At 26.7% G+C, this 18128-nt stretch carries 16 protein-coding genes; 2 read left to right on the forward strand and 14 right to left on the reverse strand.

Translation table 11 applies throughout. The features are described from left to right. The 6 genes from NNC19_RS05420 to NNC19_RS05445 all read right to left on the reverse strand — a co-directional run bounded on the left by NNC19_RS05420 (position 1) and on the right by NNC19_RS05445 (position 6508). Positions 1–768 carry an ABC transporter ATP-binding protein gene (locus NNC19_RS05420; protein WP_310937604.1) on the reverse strand — a complete coding sequence of 256 codons (768 nt, stop codon included), beginning with the start codon at positions 766–768 and terminating at the stop codon, positions 1–3. Positions 769–824: 56 nt separating this feature from the next. Further along, the gene (locus tag NNC19_RS05425) at positions 825–1931 is read right to left on the reverse strand and encodes an efflux RND transporter periplasmic adaptor subunit (RefSeq protein ID WP_310937605.1); all 1107 of its coding nucleotides are present in this window, start codon (positions 1929–1931) and stop codon (positions 825–827) included. A 59-nt stretch (positions 1932–1990) separates the two neighbouring features. Further along, on the reverse strand, positions 1991–3628 hold the full coding sequence (locus NNC19_RS05430) for an efflux RND transporter periplasmic adaptor subunit (protein WP_310937606.1): 1638 nt from the start codon (positions 3626–3628) through the stop codon (positions 1991–1993). A gap of 215 nt (positions 3629–3843) precedes the next feature. Continuing rightward, complete coding sequence (locus tag NNC19_RS05435; protein WP_310937607.1) at positions 3844–5028, reverse strand: AI-2E family transporter; 1185 nt, start codon at positions 5026–5028, stop codon at positions 3844–3846. Continuing rightward, complete coding sequence (locus NNC19_RS05440; RefSeq protein WP_396136399.1) at positions 5015–5584, reverse strand: GNAT family N-acetyltransferase; 570 nt, start codon at positions 5582–5584, stop codon at positions 5015–5017. The genes NNC19_RS05435 and NNC19_RS05440 overlap by 14 nt, the downstream gene beginning before the upstream one ends. Before the next feature lie 249 nt (positions 5585–5833). Continuing rightward, entirely contained in the window at positions 5834–6508 is a 675-nt protein-coding gene (locus tag NNC19_RS05445) for an SIMPL domain-containing protein (protein WP_310937608.1), read from the reverse strand. Positions 6509–6662: 154 nt separating this feature from the next. On the opposite strand from NNC19_RS05445, the gene pknB reads away from it, so the two are divergent. Next, positions 6663–8129: a Stk1 family PASTA domain-containing Ser/Thr kinase gene (pknB, locus tag NNC19_RS05450; protein ID WP_310937609.1), complete on the forward strand. Its 1467-nt coding sequence runs from the start codon at positions 6663–6665 to the stop codon at positions 8127–8129. A 191-nt stretch (positions 8130–8320) separates the two neighbouring features. After that, positions 8321–9373 (forward strand): protein kinase domain-containing protein, encoded by a 1053-nt coding sequence (locus NNC19_RS05455; RefSeq protein WP_310937610.1) that lies wholly within the window; start codon positions 8321–8323, stop codon positions 9371–9373. 114 nt (positions 9374–9487) lie between these two features. Here NNC19_RS05455 and NNC19_RS05460 read toward each other — a convergent pair whose 3' ends face one another. The 8 genes from NNC19_RS05460 to NNC19_RS05495 all read right to left on the reverse strand — a co-directional run bounded on the left by NNC19_RS05460 (position 9488) and on the right by NNC19_RS05495 (position 18122). After that, on the reverse strand, positions 9488–10087 hold the full coding sequence (locus NNC19_RS05460; protein ID WP_310937611.1) for an ECF transporter S component: 600 nt from the start codon (positions 10085–10087) through the stop codon (positions 9488–9490). 233 nt (positions 10088–10320) lie between these two features. Next, entirely contained in the window at positions 10321–11373 is a 1053-nt protein-coding gene (locus NNC19_RS05465; RefSeq protein WP_310937612.1) for a substrate-binding domain-containing protein, read from the reverse strand. Positions 11374–11548: 175 nt separating this feature from the next. Continuing rightward, complete coding sequence (locus NNC19_RS05470; protein WP_310937613.1) at positions 11549–12946, reverse strand: FAD-binding oxidoreductase; 1398 nt, start codon at positions 12944–12946, stop codon at positions 11549–11551. Positions 12947–13041: 95 nt separating this feature from the next. Next, the gene (locus NNC19_RS05475) at positions 13042–13881 is read right to left on the reverse strand and encodes a hypothetical protein (protein WP_310937614.1); all 840 of its coding nucleotides are present in this window, start codon (positions 13879–13881) and stop codon (positions 13042–13044) included. Positions 13882–14025: 144 nt separating this feature from the next. Next, positions 14026–14640: a hypothetical protein gene (locus NNC19_RS05480; protein WP_310937615.1), complete on the reverse strand. Its 615-nt coding sequence runs from the start codon at positions 14638–14640 to the stop codon at positions 14026–14028. Positions 14641–14669: 29 nt separating this feature from the next. Then, the gene (locus NNC19_RS05485; RefSeq protein ID WP_310937616.1) at positions 14670–15068 is read right to left on the reverse strand and encodes a hypothetical protein; all 399 of its coding nucleotides are present in this window, start codon (positions 15066–15068) and stop codon (positions 14670–14672) included. A 40-nt stretch (positions 15069–15108) separates the two neighbouring features. Beyond that, the gene (locus NNC19_RS05490) at positions 15109–17214 is read right to left on the reverse strand and encodes a hypothetical protein (RefSeq protein WP_310937617.1); all 2106 of its coding nucleotides are present in this window, start codon (positions 17212–17214) and stop codon (positions 15109–15111) included. Positions 17215–17255: 41 nt separating this feature from the next. Beyond that, positions 17256–18122 (reverse strand): YwqG family protein, encoded by an 867-nt coding sequence (locus NNC19_RS05495; protein ID WP_310937618.1) that lies wholly within the window; start codon positions 18120–18122, stop codon positions 17256–17258. Positions 18123–18128 lie beyond the last annotated feature (6 nt).

Consider the following 18128-nt stretch of genomic DNA (forward strand, 5'->3'; position numbering starts at 1 on the left):
TTATTCACCATCCTTCCCATTATCACTTTTATCAGATACCAATTCAATTTCTTTATACTCAATTTTCTTATAATCTAATATATCTGAAATAATTTTACCATCTCTTACACTTATCATTCTTTTAGCATTAGCCGCTATTTCTTTATCATGCGTAATCATTATTATTGTATTTCCTTCTTCATTTAAATCAGTTAACATTTGAAGTACTTCTTTTCCTGTTTTACTATCCAACGCGCCAGTTGGTTCATCTGCCAAAATAATTTGTGGTTTTGTAACTAAAGCTCTAGCTATAGCCACCCTTTGTTTTTGTCCTCCAGAGAGTTCTGTTGGTTTATGCTTCAAATGTGTTTCTAAACCTACTCGTTTAAGGGCAGCTATTGATTTTTCTCTTACTATCTTGCTAGAAATCCCCTGATATAATAGTGGTAATTCTACATTTTCTAAAACATTAAGTTTAGGTAGTAGGTTATAACTTTGAAATATAAATCCTATCTTTTCATTTCTAATTTTAGCTAACTTTGAATCACTGCATTTTGTATTTATTCCATCTAAAATGTATTCCCCACTAGTTGGAACATCTAGGCATCCTATTATATTCATAAGAGTAGATTTTCCTGCCCCTGAAGGCCCTAATATAGCTACATATTCACCTTTTTCTATGATTAAATTTATATCCTCTAAAGCTTTGAATTCATTATTTCCCATATGATATATCTTATTAACGTTTTTTATACTAATCACTTGTAATTCTTTTAGATTCTTAGCCATAAAATTTTTACCTCCAAATAAATTTTCCTTATAAACAAATTTTATATATTTCAAAATTAATGGCCTTCACTAAATTTTTTTAATCTACTTAATACATCATCACTACTTAAACCAATTGATGAGTTATCACTTGGTAAACTTATCAAAATGTTATCCCCTTCCAGAATTCCATCTAATATTTCAACATACTCTCCATTTTCTACTCCAGTATTAATCGGAATTAAATTACTATCTGACTTTTTATTAACTTCACTCTCTGAAGTGTTCTCAGAACTTTCTTCACCTTTATTTGAAGTCATCACATATTTTTTACCTTCTTTTTCAATTAACGCATCTTTAGCAATAGTCAGTACATTTCCTTTATTCTCCACTAAAATATTCACATTTGCATTCATTCCTATTTTAATATCCTGTGAATTTTTAATTGATACTATAACTTCATAAGTTGTCACATTATTTACAATGGTACTAGCTTGTGAAACTTCCTCTACTACACCTTCAAATTTTTTATCATCTACTGCATTAAATTTTATTTCAGCAAGTTGCCCTACCTTAACCTTTAAAATATTCAATTCATCCACCAAAACTTTTACCTTAAAAGATGCAGGATCAACAATAGTAAGTATTGGCTTTCCCAATTGAACAATATCCTCATTATTATTATTTTTAGTAATTACTATACCACTTATTGGTGATGTAACTGTCATTTTATTTAATTGTTCATTAACACTATTAAGTTGATTTTCAGCATCTGTTACAGCCAAAGCATTTACAGAAGTTTCAGCATCATTTTTTGATGCAGCTAAGGTTAGTTTTTGTCTTTCTAAATTATTTTCTGCTCTTAATGCATTTTGTCTAATCTCATAATTATCTACTGTAAATAAAGTATCCCCTGCATTTACGATATCTCCAACCTTAACTTTTAAATTCTTAATATTTCCATTGTTATTTGCTATTAAATCTTTAGATGAACCTGCATAAACGCTTCCCTTTCCTTGAACCTTCACTTCCATATTCATTCTTTTTGCAGTTGTAATTTTGTACCTATTCTCTAAAACAATAGGCTTGTTTTGAAAAAAACATTTATAACTTACAACGCTTCCAATTATGATCATCAATACAATTAAACAAATTATCAATTGTTTAATAAATTTATTCTTCATCACTAGCCTCCTAATTTTTTTAATCTGCATATTTTATTTTTTATGTTATAAATGGATTTTTAATTAATCTTTAAAAGTTCTTCTCCTTCTTCAATTCCATCTAGTATCTCTATATAATTTTCATTTTCTATTCCTGTTTTTACTTCTATTATATTTCCACTTTTATTCTTAACATATCTTTTATCCTCTTTTTCTATAACTGTCTCTGTTGGTACAGCCAAGACATCCGTTTTACTATCCATAATAATGCTGACATTTGCACTCATCCCAACCTTTATATCATCTATATCTTTAATTGAAGCAATAATATTATAATTGGTTATCTCATTAGCGGAAGTCCCTAATTGTGCTATAGATTCAATATTTCCTTCATAAATCTTATCATTTATTGAATCAAATCTAATTTCAACTTTTTGCCCTTCTTTTATCTTTTTGATATCTAATTCATCAACTGCTACTTTTACCTTCAAAGAAGATGTATCAACAATAGTAAGTATTGGTGTAGAAACTTGTGGAACAACCAAACTGCTTGTCCCTATTCCGTTTATTCCAGTAACTAATTCCGAATTTTTTTTATTTACTTTAGTAATTACTCCATTTATTGGTGCTGTTATTGTCATTTTATTTGCCACATCTTTAGCTAAACTAAGTTGAATTTCAGCATCTTTTATATTTAATTTATCATATTCTAATTTTTTACTATTTTTAAGATTATCTAATGCTAATTTCTGTTTTTCTAAATTATCTTTTATTTTTCCAATGTTTTCTCTAAGTATATCTTTTCCAGAACTAAAAAGATTCTGGTTATCTTTAACAAGATCACCGACTTTTAAATTTAAATTACTTAATATCCCATCATAATTAGCTGTTATTGGAATTTTTTTATTCAAATTATTTCTATCTGCTATTACCAATACTTCAGTTGCTTCATTAACTTTTTCTAAATCTCTTCCTGTAATATTTCCTATACTCCCTTTAATTATATCTCCATTTTTACTTTTCACTTCTACTACAATTCCATCTATTGGAGATTTAACTATCATTTTATTTAACTTTTCATATATACTGCTTAACGGTGTATTTATGGTATTTATAGCTCCACTAATCTTTTCTAATAAATCATTATAACCTTTAATATAGTTCTCTAAATTTGACTTTTCTTTATCTAAATCTTTTACAGTATCAGTAATGTTTTTGATTAATGCTTCATTACTGCCTTTTGATATTGATGAAATTTTATCTAACTCACTACATGCTTTACTTAATTCTTCATTGACTTCATTCATTACTCTACTAATCTTTATAAATGAGTCATTATAACTTTTTGTATCATTTTCTAAAATTAACTTTTGCCTTTCTAAATTTGTTTCAGCATCTTTTAAATATTTTATTAATTCTTCACTATTAGACTCAAAAAGTTTTTCTCCTTGCTGAACAGTATCTCCAACTTTAACCTGTAGATTTTTTATTTCCCCATTATTATTAGCTACTATATCTCTAGATGTTTCTGCATAAATACTTCCAGTTCCTTTGATGCTTGAAGTCATATTAATTTTTTTAGATAAAATTTTTTTAGAAGTATTTATAATCTCACTGGTTTCATTATAAGTAGCTTTTTTATAACCAGAATACACAGTAATAAAAACTATACAAATTAATAAACAAATTATTAAAATCTTCTTCTCTTTTTTCTGCATTTATTAATCTCCTCATTATTTATAATCAAATACATATAATATAAGTATACCCTCTATATTCCATTTTTCAATCTAATATTATATTATTCTGCATAACAGTTAGTTTACATAACTTATTTAACTATAAATAAGTTATGTAAAAAATTCAGGGACAGTATTAGCTTTTTTACTATTACTGTCCCTGAATTTTTTAATTAATTTTTATTACCATATATTTATATATCTACATTCCGACTCTTAACTCTATCATTTATTATTGTAGAAAGTACAGTGTATATTACTGCAAAAAGTGGTGTTCCAATTAACATTCCTAATATACCAAAAGTGCTTCCTCCAATAGTTATAGCTAACAATACCCATAGTGCAGATAATCCAATAGAATTTCCCACTACCATTGGATAAATTAAATTTCCTTCTATTTGTTGAATAACTAAAATAAGTACAATAAACCATAATGCTTGAATAGGATTAACCATTAATATAATAAATGCTGCTGGTATAGTTCCAATGAATGCACCAAAAACAGGTATTAATGCTGTAATTCCTATTATTGTACCAGTAAGAACTGCATAAGGCATACCAAATATAGTCATTCCTATAAAACACATTACACCAAGTATTAAAGCTTCTACAAATTGACCTATTACAAATTTTGAAAACTTATAATTTGAAATTTCAGCTATCTTAAGTATGCTTTGTACTGTTTCTTTTTCCATAAAAGCATATAAAAATTTCTTTATTTGTATTCCTAACTTTTCCTTACTAAGTAATATATATATTGCAATTATTACTCCCATAAGAAAGTTAATAATAGTTGAAGTAACACCTACAGTTATAGTTAATATTTGTGATACTAAAGTTCCTGTAATATTTCCAATTACATTTAATAGTTCTGATCCCATAGAAGAAATCTTCTCTGAAACTTGATTAAATATTTCTGTCTTTCCCATATATTCTGCTGATCCCATATATTGCGATACATACTTCTCTAGAGAAGCTGCATATATTGGAATATTTTTAACTAATGTAGATCCACTGTCAATAATCTGTGGAACAATAAATAGTATTATTCCAATTATAGCTCCAATTACTACAACTAATGTTATTACTATAGCTAAAGGTCTTTTAATCTTTTTTTCTATAGATTCTTTAACACATCTTTTCCCTTTTACTTTACACTTTTCGAAAATTTTTCCAAGTACTTTATCCTCAAAAAATTTCATAGGCAAATTTAAAACAAATGCAATACATATTCCAATCAAAAATGGCTGTATTATTCCAATTCCTGAATTTATTACTCCCCCTACAGTATCTAAATTCATAAAAATATATGCTACAAATATCACACAAGTGGCTAATATTAAGTTTGATTTAAACTTTTTATCTTTAAAGTAATTCATTCTTTAACTCCTTTTTTAAAACATATCTTCTTAACCCACCATATTTAAGTTTATCTGCCTCTACAGTATAATTTAACTTTTTAAATGTATTTACACTATATATATTAAATGGTGACGCTGTAGCACTTAATATTTTCATATTATTTTTTACGGCTTCTTTTTCAAGCATCTCACATATCCTTTTTTGTAATCTATTTCCTCTATATTCTTCCTTAACTAATGTTGATTCTATTTGTCCTACTTTTAATAATTCTTCTCCTTTTATATTTAAATCATATCCATAATTATGGTTATCATACTCATATTCACAATATACTCCTATTGCTATTAATGAATCATCCTCAAGAACACAACCTAGTATCTTCCCATTTTCCTCTATATTTTTTTGAAACTCTTCTTTACTTGATGGCGAATACCATTCTTTTTCTTTAAGGTCATCTAATATCCTTTGTTGTAAATCCATTATTTTATCTAAATAACTTGTATTAAGAAATTTAAATTTACCCTTACATATTATTCCATCTTTTTTCTTAATCTCTAAATCTGAATTCATCATATCCCTCACTTATTTAAATAATACTTATATACTACCATAAGGAAGGCTTATTAGTAAATTTCTCCCCCATACATAACTTAAATAATTGTACATTTTTAAAATAATACCTTCTTTTTTAACTATTCAATAGACAAAAACTGTAATAAATTAAGAAAGGAGATTCTCAATTCTCCTTTCTCAATTATTTAAATTATACAATATTTTAACCTGAATAAACATTAAGCAAACCTTAATTTGATTTTACATTACCTAATGGAATAAAAATATAGCATCAATTTCTGCAATTATCTCATTTTCTCCTGATTCAATAGGTGTACTTACTCCTGCTGCTTTATAACTAACACCACTTAATGGCCTTACTATTCCACTACTCCTCTCATTTATTTCACTTGGAACAACATTTAAATGTACCCTTAGTTTATTAGCCATAACAACTGCTTTATTTTGAGCATCTTCAATAGCTAAATTTAATGCTTCATAATAGTGTCTTTTTTCATCTGAAACAATAAATTTAATATCACTCACAGAATTAGCTCCATTACTTACTGCTGTGTCAATTATTCCACCTGCAATACCTATATTAGTAATAATTACTTTTATAAAATTACTTACCTCATATCCTCTAAAAACTTGTTTTCCATCAACATAATCATAGTTAGATTTTATATTATAGTTTTCAGTTTGTATAAATCTATCAGAAATCCCCATTGCTTTTATACCATTTATAACATTTTGTGTTATTTTAGCATTTTCCTCTTGTGCTAATTGTAATTCTTGATTTTCTGTTACTACACCTATTTGAATCTCAGCTAAGTCTGGCTGTGCTTTTAATACACCTTTTCCAGAAACCCTTATTTTATTAGTTCTTTTATAATCTCCGTAATCGCTTAAGCAATAATTATCACTTTCTCTTGATGAATACATATTTTTAGCCCCTTCAAAAAAATATCTACTTCTATAATATGATTATTTCATAAAATGTCTAATATATCAGAAAAATAGATAAATTTATAGTTTTATGGTGATAATCACTTATGTTATAATTCATATATTACATTAGTTTTAAGGGGGACGTACTATGATCGGGACATTACTTTTAAATAGATATGAAATATTAGAAAAACTTGGTGAAGGTGGTATGGGAGTTGTTTATAAAGCTAGATGTAACATACTAAACCGGTTTGTAACTATTAAAGTATTAAAAAAAGATGTAAATAACTCTAAAGATTTTATAACTAGATTTAAAAGAGAAGCCAATTCAGTTGCAAGTTTATCTCATCCAAATATTGTAAACATTCATGATGTTGGTTATGAAGATGACATACATTTTTTAGTTATGGAATATATTGACGGGAAATCTTTAAGTGAAATAATCAATGAAAATAATACTCTTAGTCCTGGCAAAGCTGTAGATATAGCACTACAACTTGCTAAAGCTCTTGAAATTGCTCATAGAAATAACATCATTCATAGAGATATAAAACCAGATAATATTTTAATAACTAAAGATAATATAGTTAAACTAATGGATTTTGGTATAGCAAAAGTTACTGATTCAGTAAATCTAACTTCTACAAATATAGTAGTTGGTTCTGTACATTATCTATCACCTGAGCAAGGTAAAGGAGATAAGGTGGATTGCAGATCAGACTTATATTCCCTAGGAATTGTTATGTATCAAATGTTAATTGGACAAGTTCCATTTAAAGGAGAAAATTCTGTATACATAGTTCTTAAACACATTAATGAGCCTGTTATTCCTCCAAAAAATATAATTGCTGATTTACCTGATGAATTGAATGCAATTATTTTAAAACTATTAGAGAAGGATCCTGATAATAGATTTCAAACAGCAAAAGATCTTATTGAATCATTAAATGAGATTAATGATTGTTTAAAGTTAAAACAAAATAGAACTGAAGATATATTTTGCATTAATCCACAATCAAATACAACTAAATCTGAAGGAACCTATTCTGAGACAGTACTTATAGACCAAGAAGAAATTCCAGGAACTATGATGCTTGAAAAAGTCCCTGATAACGCTCTAATAATCCAAAATAATAAAAATAGCTGGATTAATAAAAATAAGAAAAAATTATTTATTGCTGGAGTAGCTATTCTAGCCATTTTTCTACTTATAATTTTTATTCCTAAAAAAAATAGTAATATAGCTACTAACACTACATCTAATAATGAAAATATTAATACTAAAAATACACCTACTGAAAAAGAAAATAAAAATTCAGATGAAAATGGAAAGAAAAAGCTACCTTCAGTGATTGGAAAAAAACAGGACGTTGCCAAAAAAACTATATCAGACAACGGATTTTCAAATTGTAAAATTACAAATGAATATAATGATGTTGTCCCTAGTGGTTATGTAATTAAACAATCTCCCGCTGCAAATACAGCTTTGGAAAAAGATGAAAAAATAACTTTAGTAATAAGTAAGGGGCCAAAGAAATCTGATTCTAAGAAAGATGATCACTCAAAAAATACTAATAATGATAATGAAGAAGATGATAATAACTCAGAGGATTAGGATATTACAAATATAAGTGATTTAAGGTAATAAATCTTAGATCACTTTTTTTATATATAAAAATAAATGATTTACATTGCAATTTCTTAAAATTGTCTGATATTGTAGAATAACACAAAAATTCATAGTTTATTGTATGTACTTGTATATGATATAATTCTATTATACCTTATGTTACAGGGGGAGAAGCTATGATAGGTACATTACTTTTAAATCGTTATGAAATATTAGAAAAAATTGGCGAAGGTGGTATGGGAACTGTTTATAAAGGACGTTGTGTTATATTAGATACATTTGTAGCTATTAAAATAATAAAAACTGAATTAAATAATTCTCAAAAATTTATAGATAGATTTAATAGAGAAGCCAACTTAATTGCAAGTTTATCACATCCTAGTATAGTTAAATTTTATGGTGTTGGTTCAAAAGGCAATATTAATTTTCTAGTTATGGAATATGTAGATGGAAAATCGCTGAGAAAAATAATAAATGAACATGGTAGACTTGATCCAACAGCTGCTCTAGATATAGCCTTACAAACTGCTAGAGCTCTTGAAGTTGCTCATAAAAACAATATAATTCATAGAGATGTAAAACCAGACAATATTTTAATTACAAGAAATAATAAAGTTAAATTAATGGATTTTGGCTTAGCTAAAGGAAATGATTCTATAAGTATGACTTCTTCTAATCTAATTATAGGTTCTGCACATTATTTTTCCCCAGAGCAAGCTAATGGACATCCTGTTGATGGTAGGACAGATTTATATGCCCTAGGTATTGTTATGTATGAAATGGTTACTGGGCGAGTACCTTTTTATGGAGAGAATACTATGGCTATAATAATTAAACATGCTAATTATCCTGTTACTCCACCAACAGATATTGTGAATAATTTTCCCAAGTATTTTAATAGAGTTATCTTAAAATGTTTAGAAAAGAGACCTGTTGAAAGATTTCAAAATGCTACCGAACTTTGTGAAGCATTAAATATAGTAAAAAAAAGCATTAAAGAAAGTTATCATGCTGCTCTTAATGATACTAACATAATAAGACCAAATTTAAATAATAAATCACCTAAAGATAAATATAATGAAACAATAAATGCATATCAAGAAACAAAACAAAAAGCAAATATAAAAGATGGGAAAACTAATGAAAGTTGGTTTAAAAAAAATTGGAAAATATCCCTTGTTTTTTTAGCTATTTTAATATATATATATTATAAAAATGCATCTTATTAATAATTAATATTATACTTGAAAATTAGAAATAGAATTAAAATAAATGACTCAAGAATTTATCCCTTGAATCTTTTATTTTAATTCTATTTCTTCCCCTAGGTATATTGGTTACATTTATTCTCTTTCAATAGGTAATAGTAATCCTGATTTCTTTAATATTGGTCTTAATGTATTGTAAATAAAACTCACCAATATTACAGATATACCTGCATTTACAGCTGTGATACCCACACTAAATTTTGCTAATATCTCTGCTACTTCTTGTGGTTGTCCCAAAACGTATTGTTTGTAAAAATATCCAAAAACAGGATCAAAAATCACATTAAAACCTAATCCACAAATGGCTGATATTATACTCCATTTTAATATATATTTCTTATCATTATTCTTATCTATCTTAGCATACCTATGTGCAACTAAACCTGTTACCACCCCAATACATAATTTTAGTACAAAAGTTTTTGGTGCCCCTAGAATATATACAGGATCAAGTATATCAGATATTGTCATTCCTATTGCCCCTGCAAGTCCTCCATACCATCCTCCAAGTAGAAGTGCAGCCAATACACAAAAGGCATTTCCTACATGTAAGGATACTGCATCTCCCCCTGGTAAAAAAATTTTAATTTGAAGAAAAGTAAATGCTACAAAACATAATGCTGCAAGTACTCCAGTTTGAAGTAATTTTATAAGTCTTAGATTTTTATTTTTCATATAATTTCCCCCTTATAATTTCTATATGAAAATATTGTGATAATTATAGCACCTAAGGTATATTATTACAATTGTATCGGCACGAAGACTTAAAGATAGTACTTTATTACCTTCTGTGTTATACTTTTCAAACTAAAAATTGAAGACAAGGATTGATTAAAATTCTTGTCTTTAAAATAATTCCATATAAATTTAACTACAAAAATTTCAATTTATAATTTTTATTTTGTAATTTATGAATTGAAATTCATTATATATTGTTCAGGTATCCCTGTAATTGTAATTTTCTTGTCACATCTTTTTAAATTTGTACCATCAATAGGATTTTTATATGAAATTAAATTCATTGACACATCATACATGGCTTGTGATTTTAGATAAAAACTAAAATAAAAAGTCCCAGCCATGAATCCTTTTTCCACCAAGTTTTTAGCTTCTGGTAAACAGTCAATTCCAACAACTAAAATACTTTTTGATTTATCACCTTTATTATAATCATATTTTTGAAGAGCTTTAACAGCTCCAATTGCCAAGGCATCTCCAGTTGTAATAATAGCATCAATTTTGTTACCATACTTAAGAAATAATGATGAAATTGATTCTTCTGCTAAATTTTCATCCCAATATGCAAATACAGTTTCAAGTTCTTGTGTTTTACCTATCCCATCATGAATTGTTCTAATAGAACTTTTTTCCCTTTGCATGTCTAATGGATTATTAGGATAACCTCGCAAAAGTATATATTCAAATATATCATCACCATTCTTATCAATAATTTCCTTATTGGAATTCCACATACCTACAATAAAGTTTCCTTGCATGGCAGAAATCACATCATTATCTTCATTCAAAGAAAAAGCTCTAGAATATTTTTGAAGAACATCTGTATTAGGAACACTCGATGCCCAAAAAATTAATGGAATATTTCTTTGTTTAGCTTTAAAAACAATATCATCTATTACACTACTACTTTGCTCAACAACATTAAGTATTACTGAATCAAAATCATTTTGAATAGTAGTATTAATATTTTGAAGTTGTGTAGAAGAATTCTTTTCAGAATCAAAAAAAGTAAATGCAACTTTGTTAGGATTATTATTTTGAATTTTTTCTAAATTTTCTTTAATTAACAAAACATATGGATGCTTAAGATCATAACAAACTACTGCTATTTTTGCTACCTCTCTTTTAGAAATATTTAAACTAGCATTAATTGCTTTCGAACTAAAAGATACTACCATAACTGAAATTATAATAAAAACCAAGTTTCTTTTTAATATCTTCATTTTCTATCCACTCCCTCCATGATTCTATACTCTTTATTATGTTCTTTAATAAAAAAAATTATAAAATATAGATGTAGTTTCTTTAATATAAATCAATTTTATATTGTTATTTATAAAGCTAAATACTATTAACTAAGAGTGAATAAAATTAAACAAATCGATTAACTATTTCTAATTAATCGATTTGTTTAATATTTTTCTTCATTGCAATTTTTAATTCTACATTATTTATGCTTTGTGGAAAATTAAATACATTTTCTGAATCATACTTTCTTTTAATTTCCCTAAGTCTATAATAATTTTCTCCATAATATTCTCTTTCATAATCTTCAAGCTCTGCACATGGGAAACTAACATAAGATCCTGTTGTAATTTCATTTATATGTCTTTGTTTTTTCTTTACCCACTCAATATTTTCTTGGGCATATTTTGATTCTTCCCAAACTGATTGAAATCCCATTATGAATTTTGCATCTCTATAATAAAAAGCTGATTCTTTTTTATCTTTATCATTAACAGCTCCACCTAATCCATAAAAAGAAACTGCTGTGTATACTGCCCCTTCTGCTCTTTCTTTAACTAACTCTATAATTTTCTCTATTTCATATCTTGTATAGTCATTATATACAAACCTTCCTGAAGATTTATACTTTTCATAGGGTGGATGACTATCTTGAATTATTCTATTTACCTCTAAAACAGTAAGATACTCTAATTTAAATATCTCCTTTTTAGTAATAGTTTTAAAAGATACTAATATTGACTTAGCTTCTTCTTTGGTTCCATAGAATACTCCTGTAATACGAACTCCTGGTCCTTTTTTCAAAGAATTATAAATACCCATTTTCAAATTAATTCTTCTATCTAAATCTTTAAAAAGATTTTCCCAAACCTCATAAGCTTTAATTATTTCCTCATCTCTAGCTTCTAAGCAATCTATATCTATTAGGGTTGCCATTTCTATTTTCTTTGGGAGCCTAAATGTCATTGAAGTAACTATTCCAAAGTTACCTCCCCCAGCTCCTTTTAATGCCCAAAAAAGATCATTATTAACTTTTTCTGAAGTAATTATTATATTACCTTTAAAATCTACTATTTCTGCTTCAATTAAACTATCACATGCTAATCCAAATAGTCTACTAGAGTATCCCCATCCTCCTCCTAGTACTAACCCTGGTACTCCTACAGTTGGACATCCTCCTCCTGGAAATGGATATCCTAAATTGTTCAGAGTATCATATAACTCTCTATTCCTAACTCCACCTTGTATTTTTACAATATTCTTTTCTTCATCTACACTAATTTTATTCATTTTACTTACATCTATAACTACTACATCATCACCTGTTGAATATCCTTCATAATGATGTCTTCCAGATCTTATCCTTATTTCTAGTAAGTTTTGTCTAGCCCATATTATTGCATTTCCTACTTGTTCATTATTTTTACAATAAACAATTGCTAATGGATATTTATCAATTGCTCTGTTCCAAGATTTTCTATCTTCCTCATAACTAAAGTTATCTTGAGTAATAACTACACCAGTTAACTCTTTATAATCAACGTATTTCATATTCCCCTCCTTCCTCTAGTTGTACTACTTAATTTTACTACACCAAATTTGAAATTCATATCCACATATCAATAAAACTAGAGAGAAATCATTGCTTAACTACAATATTCCAACATATATAATCTTTCTTTTTCTGCATCCACTAAAGTAAATAGCATATCTTTACTTGCCATGAAATTAAAAGCATCAATTCCAAAGCAAGCCATGTCTGGAGTAATATCATAATAATTTTTAAAATTATATTCTATATTCATAAAAAATTCATCTATTATATTGGTTATATTTTTTTCATCATGCACAAAATCACTACTAGTTTTCCATCCTTCAGTTATTTCTCTAAAACTTCTGAAACTACCAGTTGCTTGATATTGATATTTAGTTAATTCATAACTATAAAATGATTCTAAATAACATCTTAGACTGCCACAACTCCCTAATTGAACTATGGATTTAATTCTTTTCATCATTTTCTCTACATAAACTTCCATTCCTATTTTTTTGGAAAGATATATTTCTTTTTGCTCAATAAAATCTGCTTGTAAGTAAAGATTTAAAGCTTTTGTTCGCTCTTGATTATAAAACACCTCTTCACTTCCAACATATTTATATTTTCCACCATTATATTCAAATCCAAAAAAACCATTTTCACTAAATTTATGTCCATCACATAGTTTGTCTTCAGAAATTCCTAGACTTAAAAGAATATGTATTAAAAATTCTTTACCTTTAATATCACGTTTTATTGTTAAAATTGGTCTAAAAAAACACTCTAATTCTTCATTTTCTAAAACATCTGTTGCTTTTGGATATAATTGTATATCTTTTAAAACATTAGCAATCTCTTCTTTACGTTTCTTTTCCTTAAGTTTTTTCTTATTTTTTGCTTCTTCTATAAATTCTCTTTCAAGTAGCTTTTTTCTTTCCAACATATCCATTTATTTTTCCCCCATTTAAATTGATAGTATGCTTTTAAGCGTTTCCAGTCTATTTCCTTAGTTGCTATCCAATTTTTTCTCCCTATATCCCTCATATCATCATTCATACCTAAAATATTTTATCCATTTTTATTCATACATATCTTATCTATTTTCTAAATAATCTTTTACAATATCTAAAAATTCTTCTTTAGTTAAAAATCTTTTAAAGAAATCTTCTAAGTTTTTTTTATGATTAATTGCTGTAAAAAATTCTTCATGATCTGTACTATATACTACTGGATTACTTTGATTTGAATCTCCCAAACAAATAAAATAGTGATCTGGAAATCCATATGAATAGCATATGCACATAAAATCAAGTTCATCGCATTTTATAACTTCTCTTATTTCATCTTCAGTTGTTATTTCATCTAATTCTCCAAAGTCTTCTGATCCTTCTTTAAATGGTGTAAAAAGAAAATTTCTAAAGAACGATTGTCCATATGGAATTTCATGATCTGAAAAATAATGATCTCCTATATTTTTATAAAATAGATCCTTATTTTCAAGATACATATTTTTATGTTTTTCATAAAATTCATCTACTCCATATAAATCCTCAGCAAAGCTTTTTGGATATAAAGGATTACTGAATTTAATCTTTTGTAAATCTTCTTTTAAAGAATTTCCTTTTACATTATCAATATTTCCACCTAAAGCTTTTATTCTTTCTAAAATTTCTTGTTTCATTTTTAACATTCCTTTCAATATATCCATTATCGTTTTTGTATTGAAATTCTCAATTTCTAATATACTTCAAATATTAATCCCTTTTCAGCTGAAAAATCTTTATGAAAAGTAACATAAATAGTAAGGTTACCAGCTGGACTTTCCCCTGCATCATATCCAATTTGAAAAGATCCATTCTCATAAAAAATTAGGTATCTTTTTTCAAGTTTTTCAGAATTATCTTCTGAATTATAAGTTTTAATATGATGTATAGCTTTTTTGTTTAGCATCTTAAAATTGTCCATAACATTTTTTATAGGTGTTGATAGATTATTAATAACACTTTCTTTTTTTGTTTCTACATTAATATAAAAAGATTCGCCATCTAGCATAATTGTGCTTTTATAATAATTAATCCCACTACAATATTCAAATAGCCCTACACCTTCAATATCAATGCTCTTTGGTAACCCCATTTTTACTCCCCCTCTTTGATTATTTCAACAGTTTCTATAATTAAAATAACTCCTCTAAAATATATTTAAAGAAACTATCATTTCTAAAGTTATTTATCATTACTAAATTTCTAGCTTTATAGTAACTATTATTAAGAGAATTTTTTAATATTTTAATTAACCCATTAACTTCTTCTAATTTCTTTTTATCAACAACTCCATTATAACCATGAGCCTCTCTAAAAACAGCTTGTATCATTTCATAATGAGTTTCTGGATGCAAAACATCATAATTCCTATATGGTTCATCATATAATCTAAAATAATTATCATAAATCTTTTGTAACAATTCTCTATATTCTTTATTTGAATTTTTTAATTTTGTAACATCCTGAAAATCAAATACATGACCCAACGAACTTACAAAGCCTTTAACTTTATATCCATCCTTAGGCAAACTAACTATATCTCTTAGAAGTTCTATTGATGGAATTTTAGATTCTTTTGAATTATAATATTCTTTTAACTTTTTAAATTCATCATATTTAAACAATGGCTTTAAATTCATATCAGCAAATATTTTATTAACCTTTTCATATCCATATATTATTGCTTTTTTTATCTCACCTAAAGCTTTTTCATATTCTCCTAAAGCTGTATATGCACAAGCTGTATGATGAAATAAATATGGATTGAGCCAAGCCGTCTCTTTTATCTCTTCATAAAGGCTAATTATTTCATTGCATTTATTAAGTTCAAAACATGCAAAGAAATAATTATTAATCTTTTGATATAATCCTATATCTACACGTGTTTTATATTCCTTATAAAACTCATCAAAATATATATCTTTCCATTTTGTAAATTCATCATAATATTTTTTTATATCCTCCATATTATTAGGTGGAAAGTAATTAATTCTATAATTCCAATTTTCCTTATCTTTTTGCTCTAATTCACTTATAAATTTCATAGGGTCTTCCATTCTAATTAGATTATACTGAGAAAACATTCCTCTTTTATCATAATCACTATACAAAAGCATTTGCCCTCTTTTATCTTTAGCAATATATATTACCGAACCATAAATCCCCAAATATTTTCTTTTTATCGTATCAACCACTTTGAAACTAGCTGCATCAACATCTATTAAGTTATCTCCAAAATATACTGCCTTTTCACCTTCTAATATTTTTTCATGATTATAATAGCCACCTAAATGAATTTTGTACTTTCCTATACTTTCTTTAGTCAGTCTTTTCTGAGCAAAATATACTGCATTAACATCAACGGAGTGATACTCATTAATAATCTTAAAACTTTTAGGATCTGCTTCTTCTATTTCTTCTAGTTCACTATTAAATACCTTTTCTTTATTCAAATAATAGATTAATTCTCCTTTTTGCAATTTTTTAAATAAAGCTGGATTTGCTTTAACAACTTTACCTTCCACTACTACATGATTCTCATCAGCTGCACCATAAGGAGTTTGTATAAAAGTCTTTGAATTTATTTCCTTAAGAATTGCACATTTTCCTACCTTATAATAAATATATTTACCATTGAAATAGTAATCACCAAAAATATGTAAAGGTTCTATAAATGATGCTTTATCAAGATTTACAAGAACATCTTTAACACGCCTTTCTTCTGAGAATTTCTTACACAGCTTTACTATACCCTTATCAACTATTCGACTTTTATAAAAATTATTTGCAAAATCTTTATCTACTTCTTTAAAAAAATATTTATTTATATCTTTAAAACATTGTTTCAACACTTCATTTGGAATTTCTGTAATATGATTAATTTCATTGTTATTTATCATATACATATGATGAATATCTTCTTTATTAACCCCTAAAGCATCTAAGGTACTAAATATATATCCAGCATCCTCTTTATCACTAAATAAAACTAATTCTTTTATTGGTAACCAATTCATAGATTCATTCAAACTCTCTTTATTTCCATGATTAAAGAAAAAATATGCAAATACTCTTTGTTCCTTCTTTAAATATCTAAAAATATAATAATTAGGTATGTTGTAAAAAATAGTTTTCTCTATCACTGATGCAAATTCTTTAATTGCTTTTGTCCTAAGCATCCTTTTAAATTCAGTTTCCTGCATCTTAACTGATGCAAGAACTGCTACTGGTTGTGACATTTAATTCCCCCACTTTCATAATAAGATACAATTTTCTTTAATTAACTTGAATACAAAGATAAATATGTATTATGAAAGTTTTTATTTATTAAATCTTCTTTTCTTATGAAAAAATGAATGGATCCTGCATCCCACCATTGAAAACCAACATTGTAATCTGTATCAATTTCAAGAAGCATTAGCATATCCTCTATCTCTTTATCAGCTTTCTTTTCATCTCCATTTAAAGCAGATATTAATTTTTCTTTATCTTTTTTTGTATAGTTATACTTTTCATTTGCTACTATTTTTAATGTTGCTTCAAGTTCTGAATCATCATGTTGTCCTATAGGATATCCAAATATTTTCCCAATGTAGTTTTTAAATGAAAATAATAAATTCTCTTGTAATTCATAATAACTATCTGTATCCTCAACTTGATCACAATCCAAATAAGCATAATTAGGTATTTCAATATAACTATTTGCTTTGACTTTGTATGGATTAAAACTTAATTCATATTCTTCTTCTAATACAGTAAATTTTTCAGGCTTTGTAAATTTCAAATTTTCTTCTTCACTAAAAATCACTTTATGTTCTATATCATAAGCTGGTTCATCTATTCCCATAAAGAAATATAACATACCCTTTTTAGGTAAAATTTGATTTTCATCACTAATGCTCACTTCTCTCAAATTTAATTGAGCTATAAAAGTCATTTTTTCCCCTGTTCTAGTCAACGGCCAATTAAATTTATCTGGCACATCAGGGTAACCACCTACCCTTGATATGCCTAGTACTTTATAATCATCTTTTTCTGCAATACTTAAGTAAACACTTTTTTTAAGATTTTTATAAATATATTCTTTAACATCAGATAACCCATATTTTTCAATTAATTCATCTACTTTAATCATAAGTTCTTCCAATATTAA

This window comes from Clostridium sp. SHJSY1 (assembly GCF_031626875.1).
Taxonomy (GTDB): Bacteria; Bacillota; Clostridia; order Clostridiales; family Clostridiaceae; genus Clostridium.

Bases quoted from the DNA above. Each gene is read 5' to 3' on its own strand.
- NNC19_RS05435 (WP_310937607.1), bottom strand. From the start codon at position 5,028: ATGAATTACTTTAAAGATAAAAAGTTTAAATCAAACTTAATATTAGCC.
- pknB (WP_310937609.1), top strand. From the start codon at position 6,663: ATGATCGGGACATTACTTTTAAATAGATATGAAATATTAGAAAAACTT.
- NNC19_RS05455 (WP_310937610.1), top strand. From the start codon at position 8,321: ATGATAGGTACATTACTTTTAAATCGTTATGAAATATTAGAAAAAATT.
- NNC19_RS05465 (WP_310937612.1), bottom strand. From the start codon at position 11,373: ATGAAGATATTAAAAAGAAACTTGGTTTTTATTATAATTTCAGTTATG.
- NNC19_RS05445 (WP_310937608.1), bottom strand. From the start codon at position 6,508: ATGTATTCATCAAGAGAAAGTGATAATTATTGCTTAAGCGATTACGGA.
- NNC19_RS05430 (WP_310937606.1), bottom strand. From the start codon at position 3,628: ATGCAGAAAAAAGAGAAGAAGATTTTAATAATTTGTTTATTAATTTGT.
- NNC19_RS05470 (WP_310937613.1), bottom strand. From the start codon at position 12,946: ATGAAATACGTTGATTATAAAGAGTTAACTGGTGTAGTTATTACTCAA.
- NNC19_RS05460 (WP_310937611.1), bottom strand. From the start codon at position 10,087: ATGAAAAATAAAAATCTAAGACTTATAAAATTACTTCAAACTGGAGTA.
- NNC19_RS05475 (WP_310937614.1), bottom strand. From the start codon at position 13,881: ATGGATATGTTGGAAAGAAAAAAGCTACTTGAAAGAGAATTTATAGAA.
- NNC19_RS05440 (WP_396136399.1), bottom strand. From the start codon at position 5,584: ATGATGAATTCAGATTTAGAGATTAAGAAAAAAGATGGAATAATATGT.
- NNC19_RS05420 (WP_310937604.1), bottom strand. From the start codon at position 768: ATGGCTAAGAATCTAAAAGAATTACAAGTGATTAGTATAAAAAACGTT.
- NNC19_RS05485 (WP_310937616.1), bottom strand. From the start codon at position 15,068: ATGGGGTTACCAAAGAGCATTGATATTGAAGGTGTAGGGCTATTTGAA.
- NNC19_RS05480 (WP_310937615.1), bottom strand. From the start codon at position 14,640: ATGGATATATTGAAAGGAATGTTAAAAATGAAACAAGAAATTTTAGAA.
- NNC19_RS05490 (WP_310937617.1), bottom strand. From the start codon at position 17,214: ATGTCACAACCAGTAGCAGTTCTTGCATCAGTTAAGATGCAGGAAACT.
- NNC19_RS05425 (WP_310937605.1), bottom strand. From the start codon at position 1,931: ATGAAGAATAAATTTATTAAACAATTGATAATTTGTTTAATTGTATTG.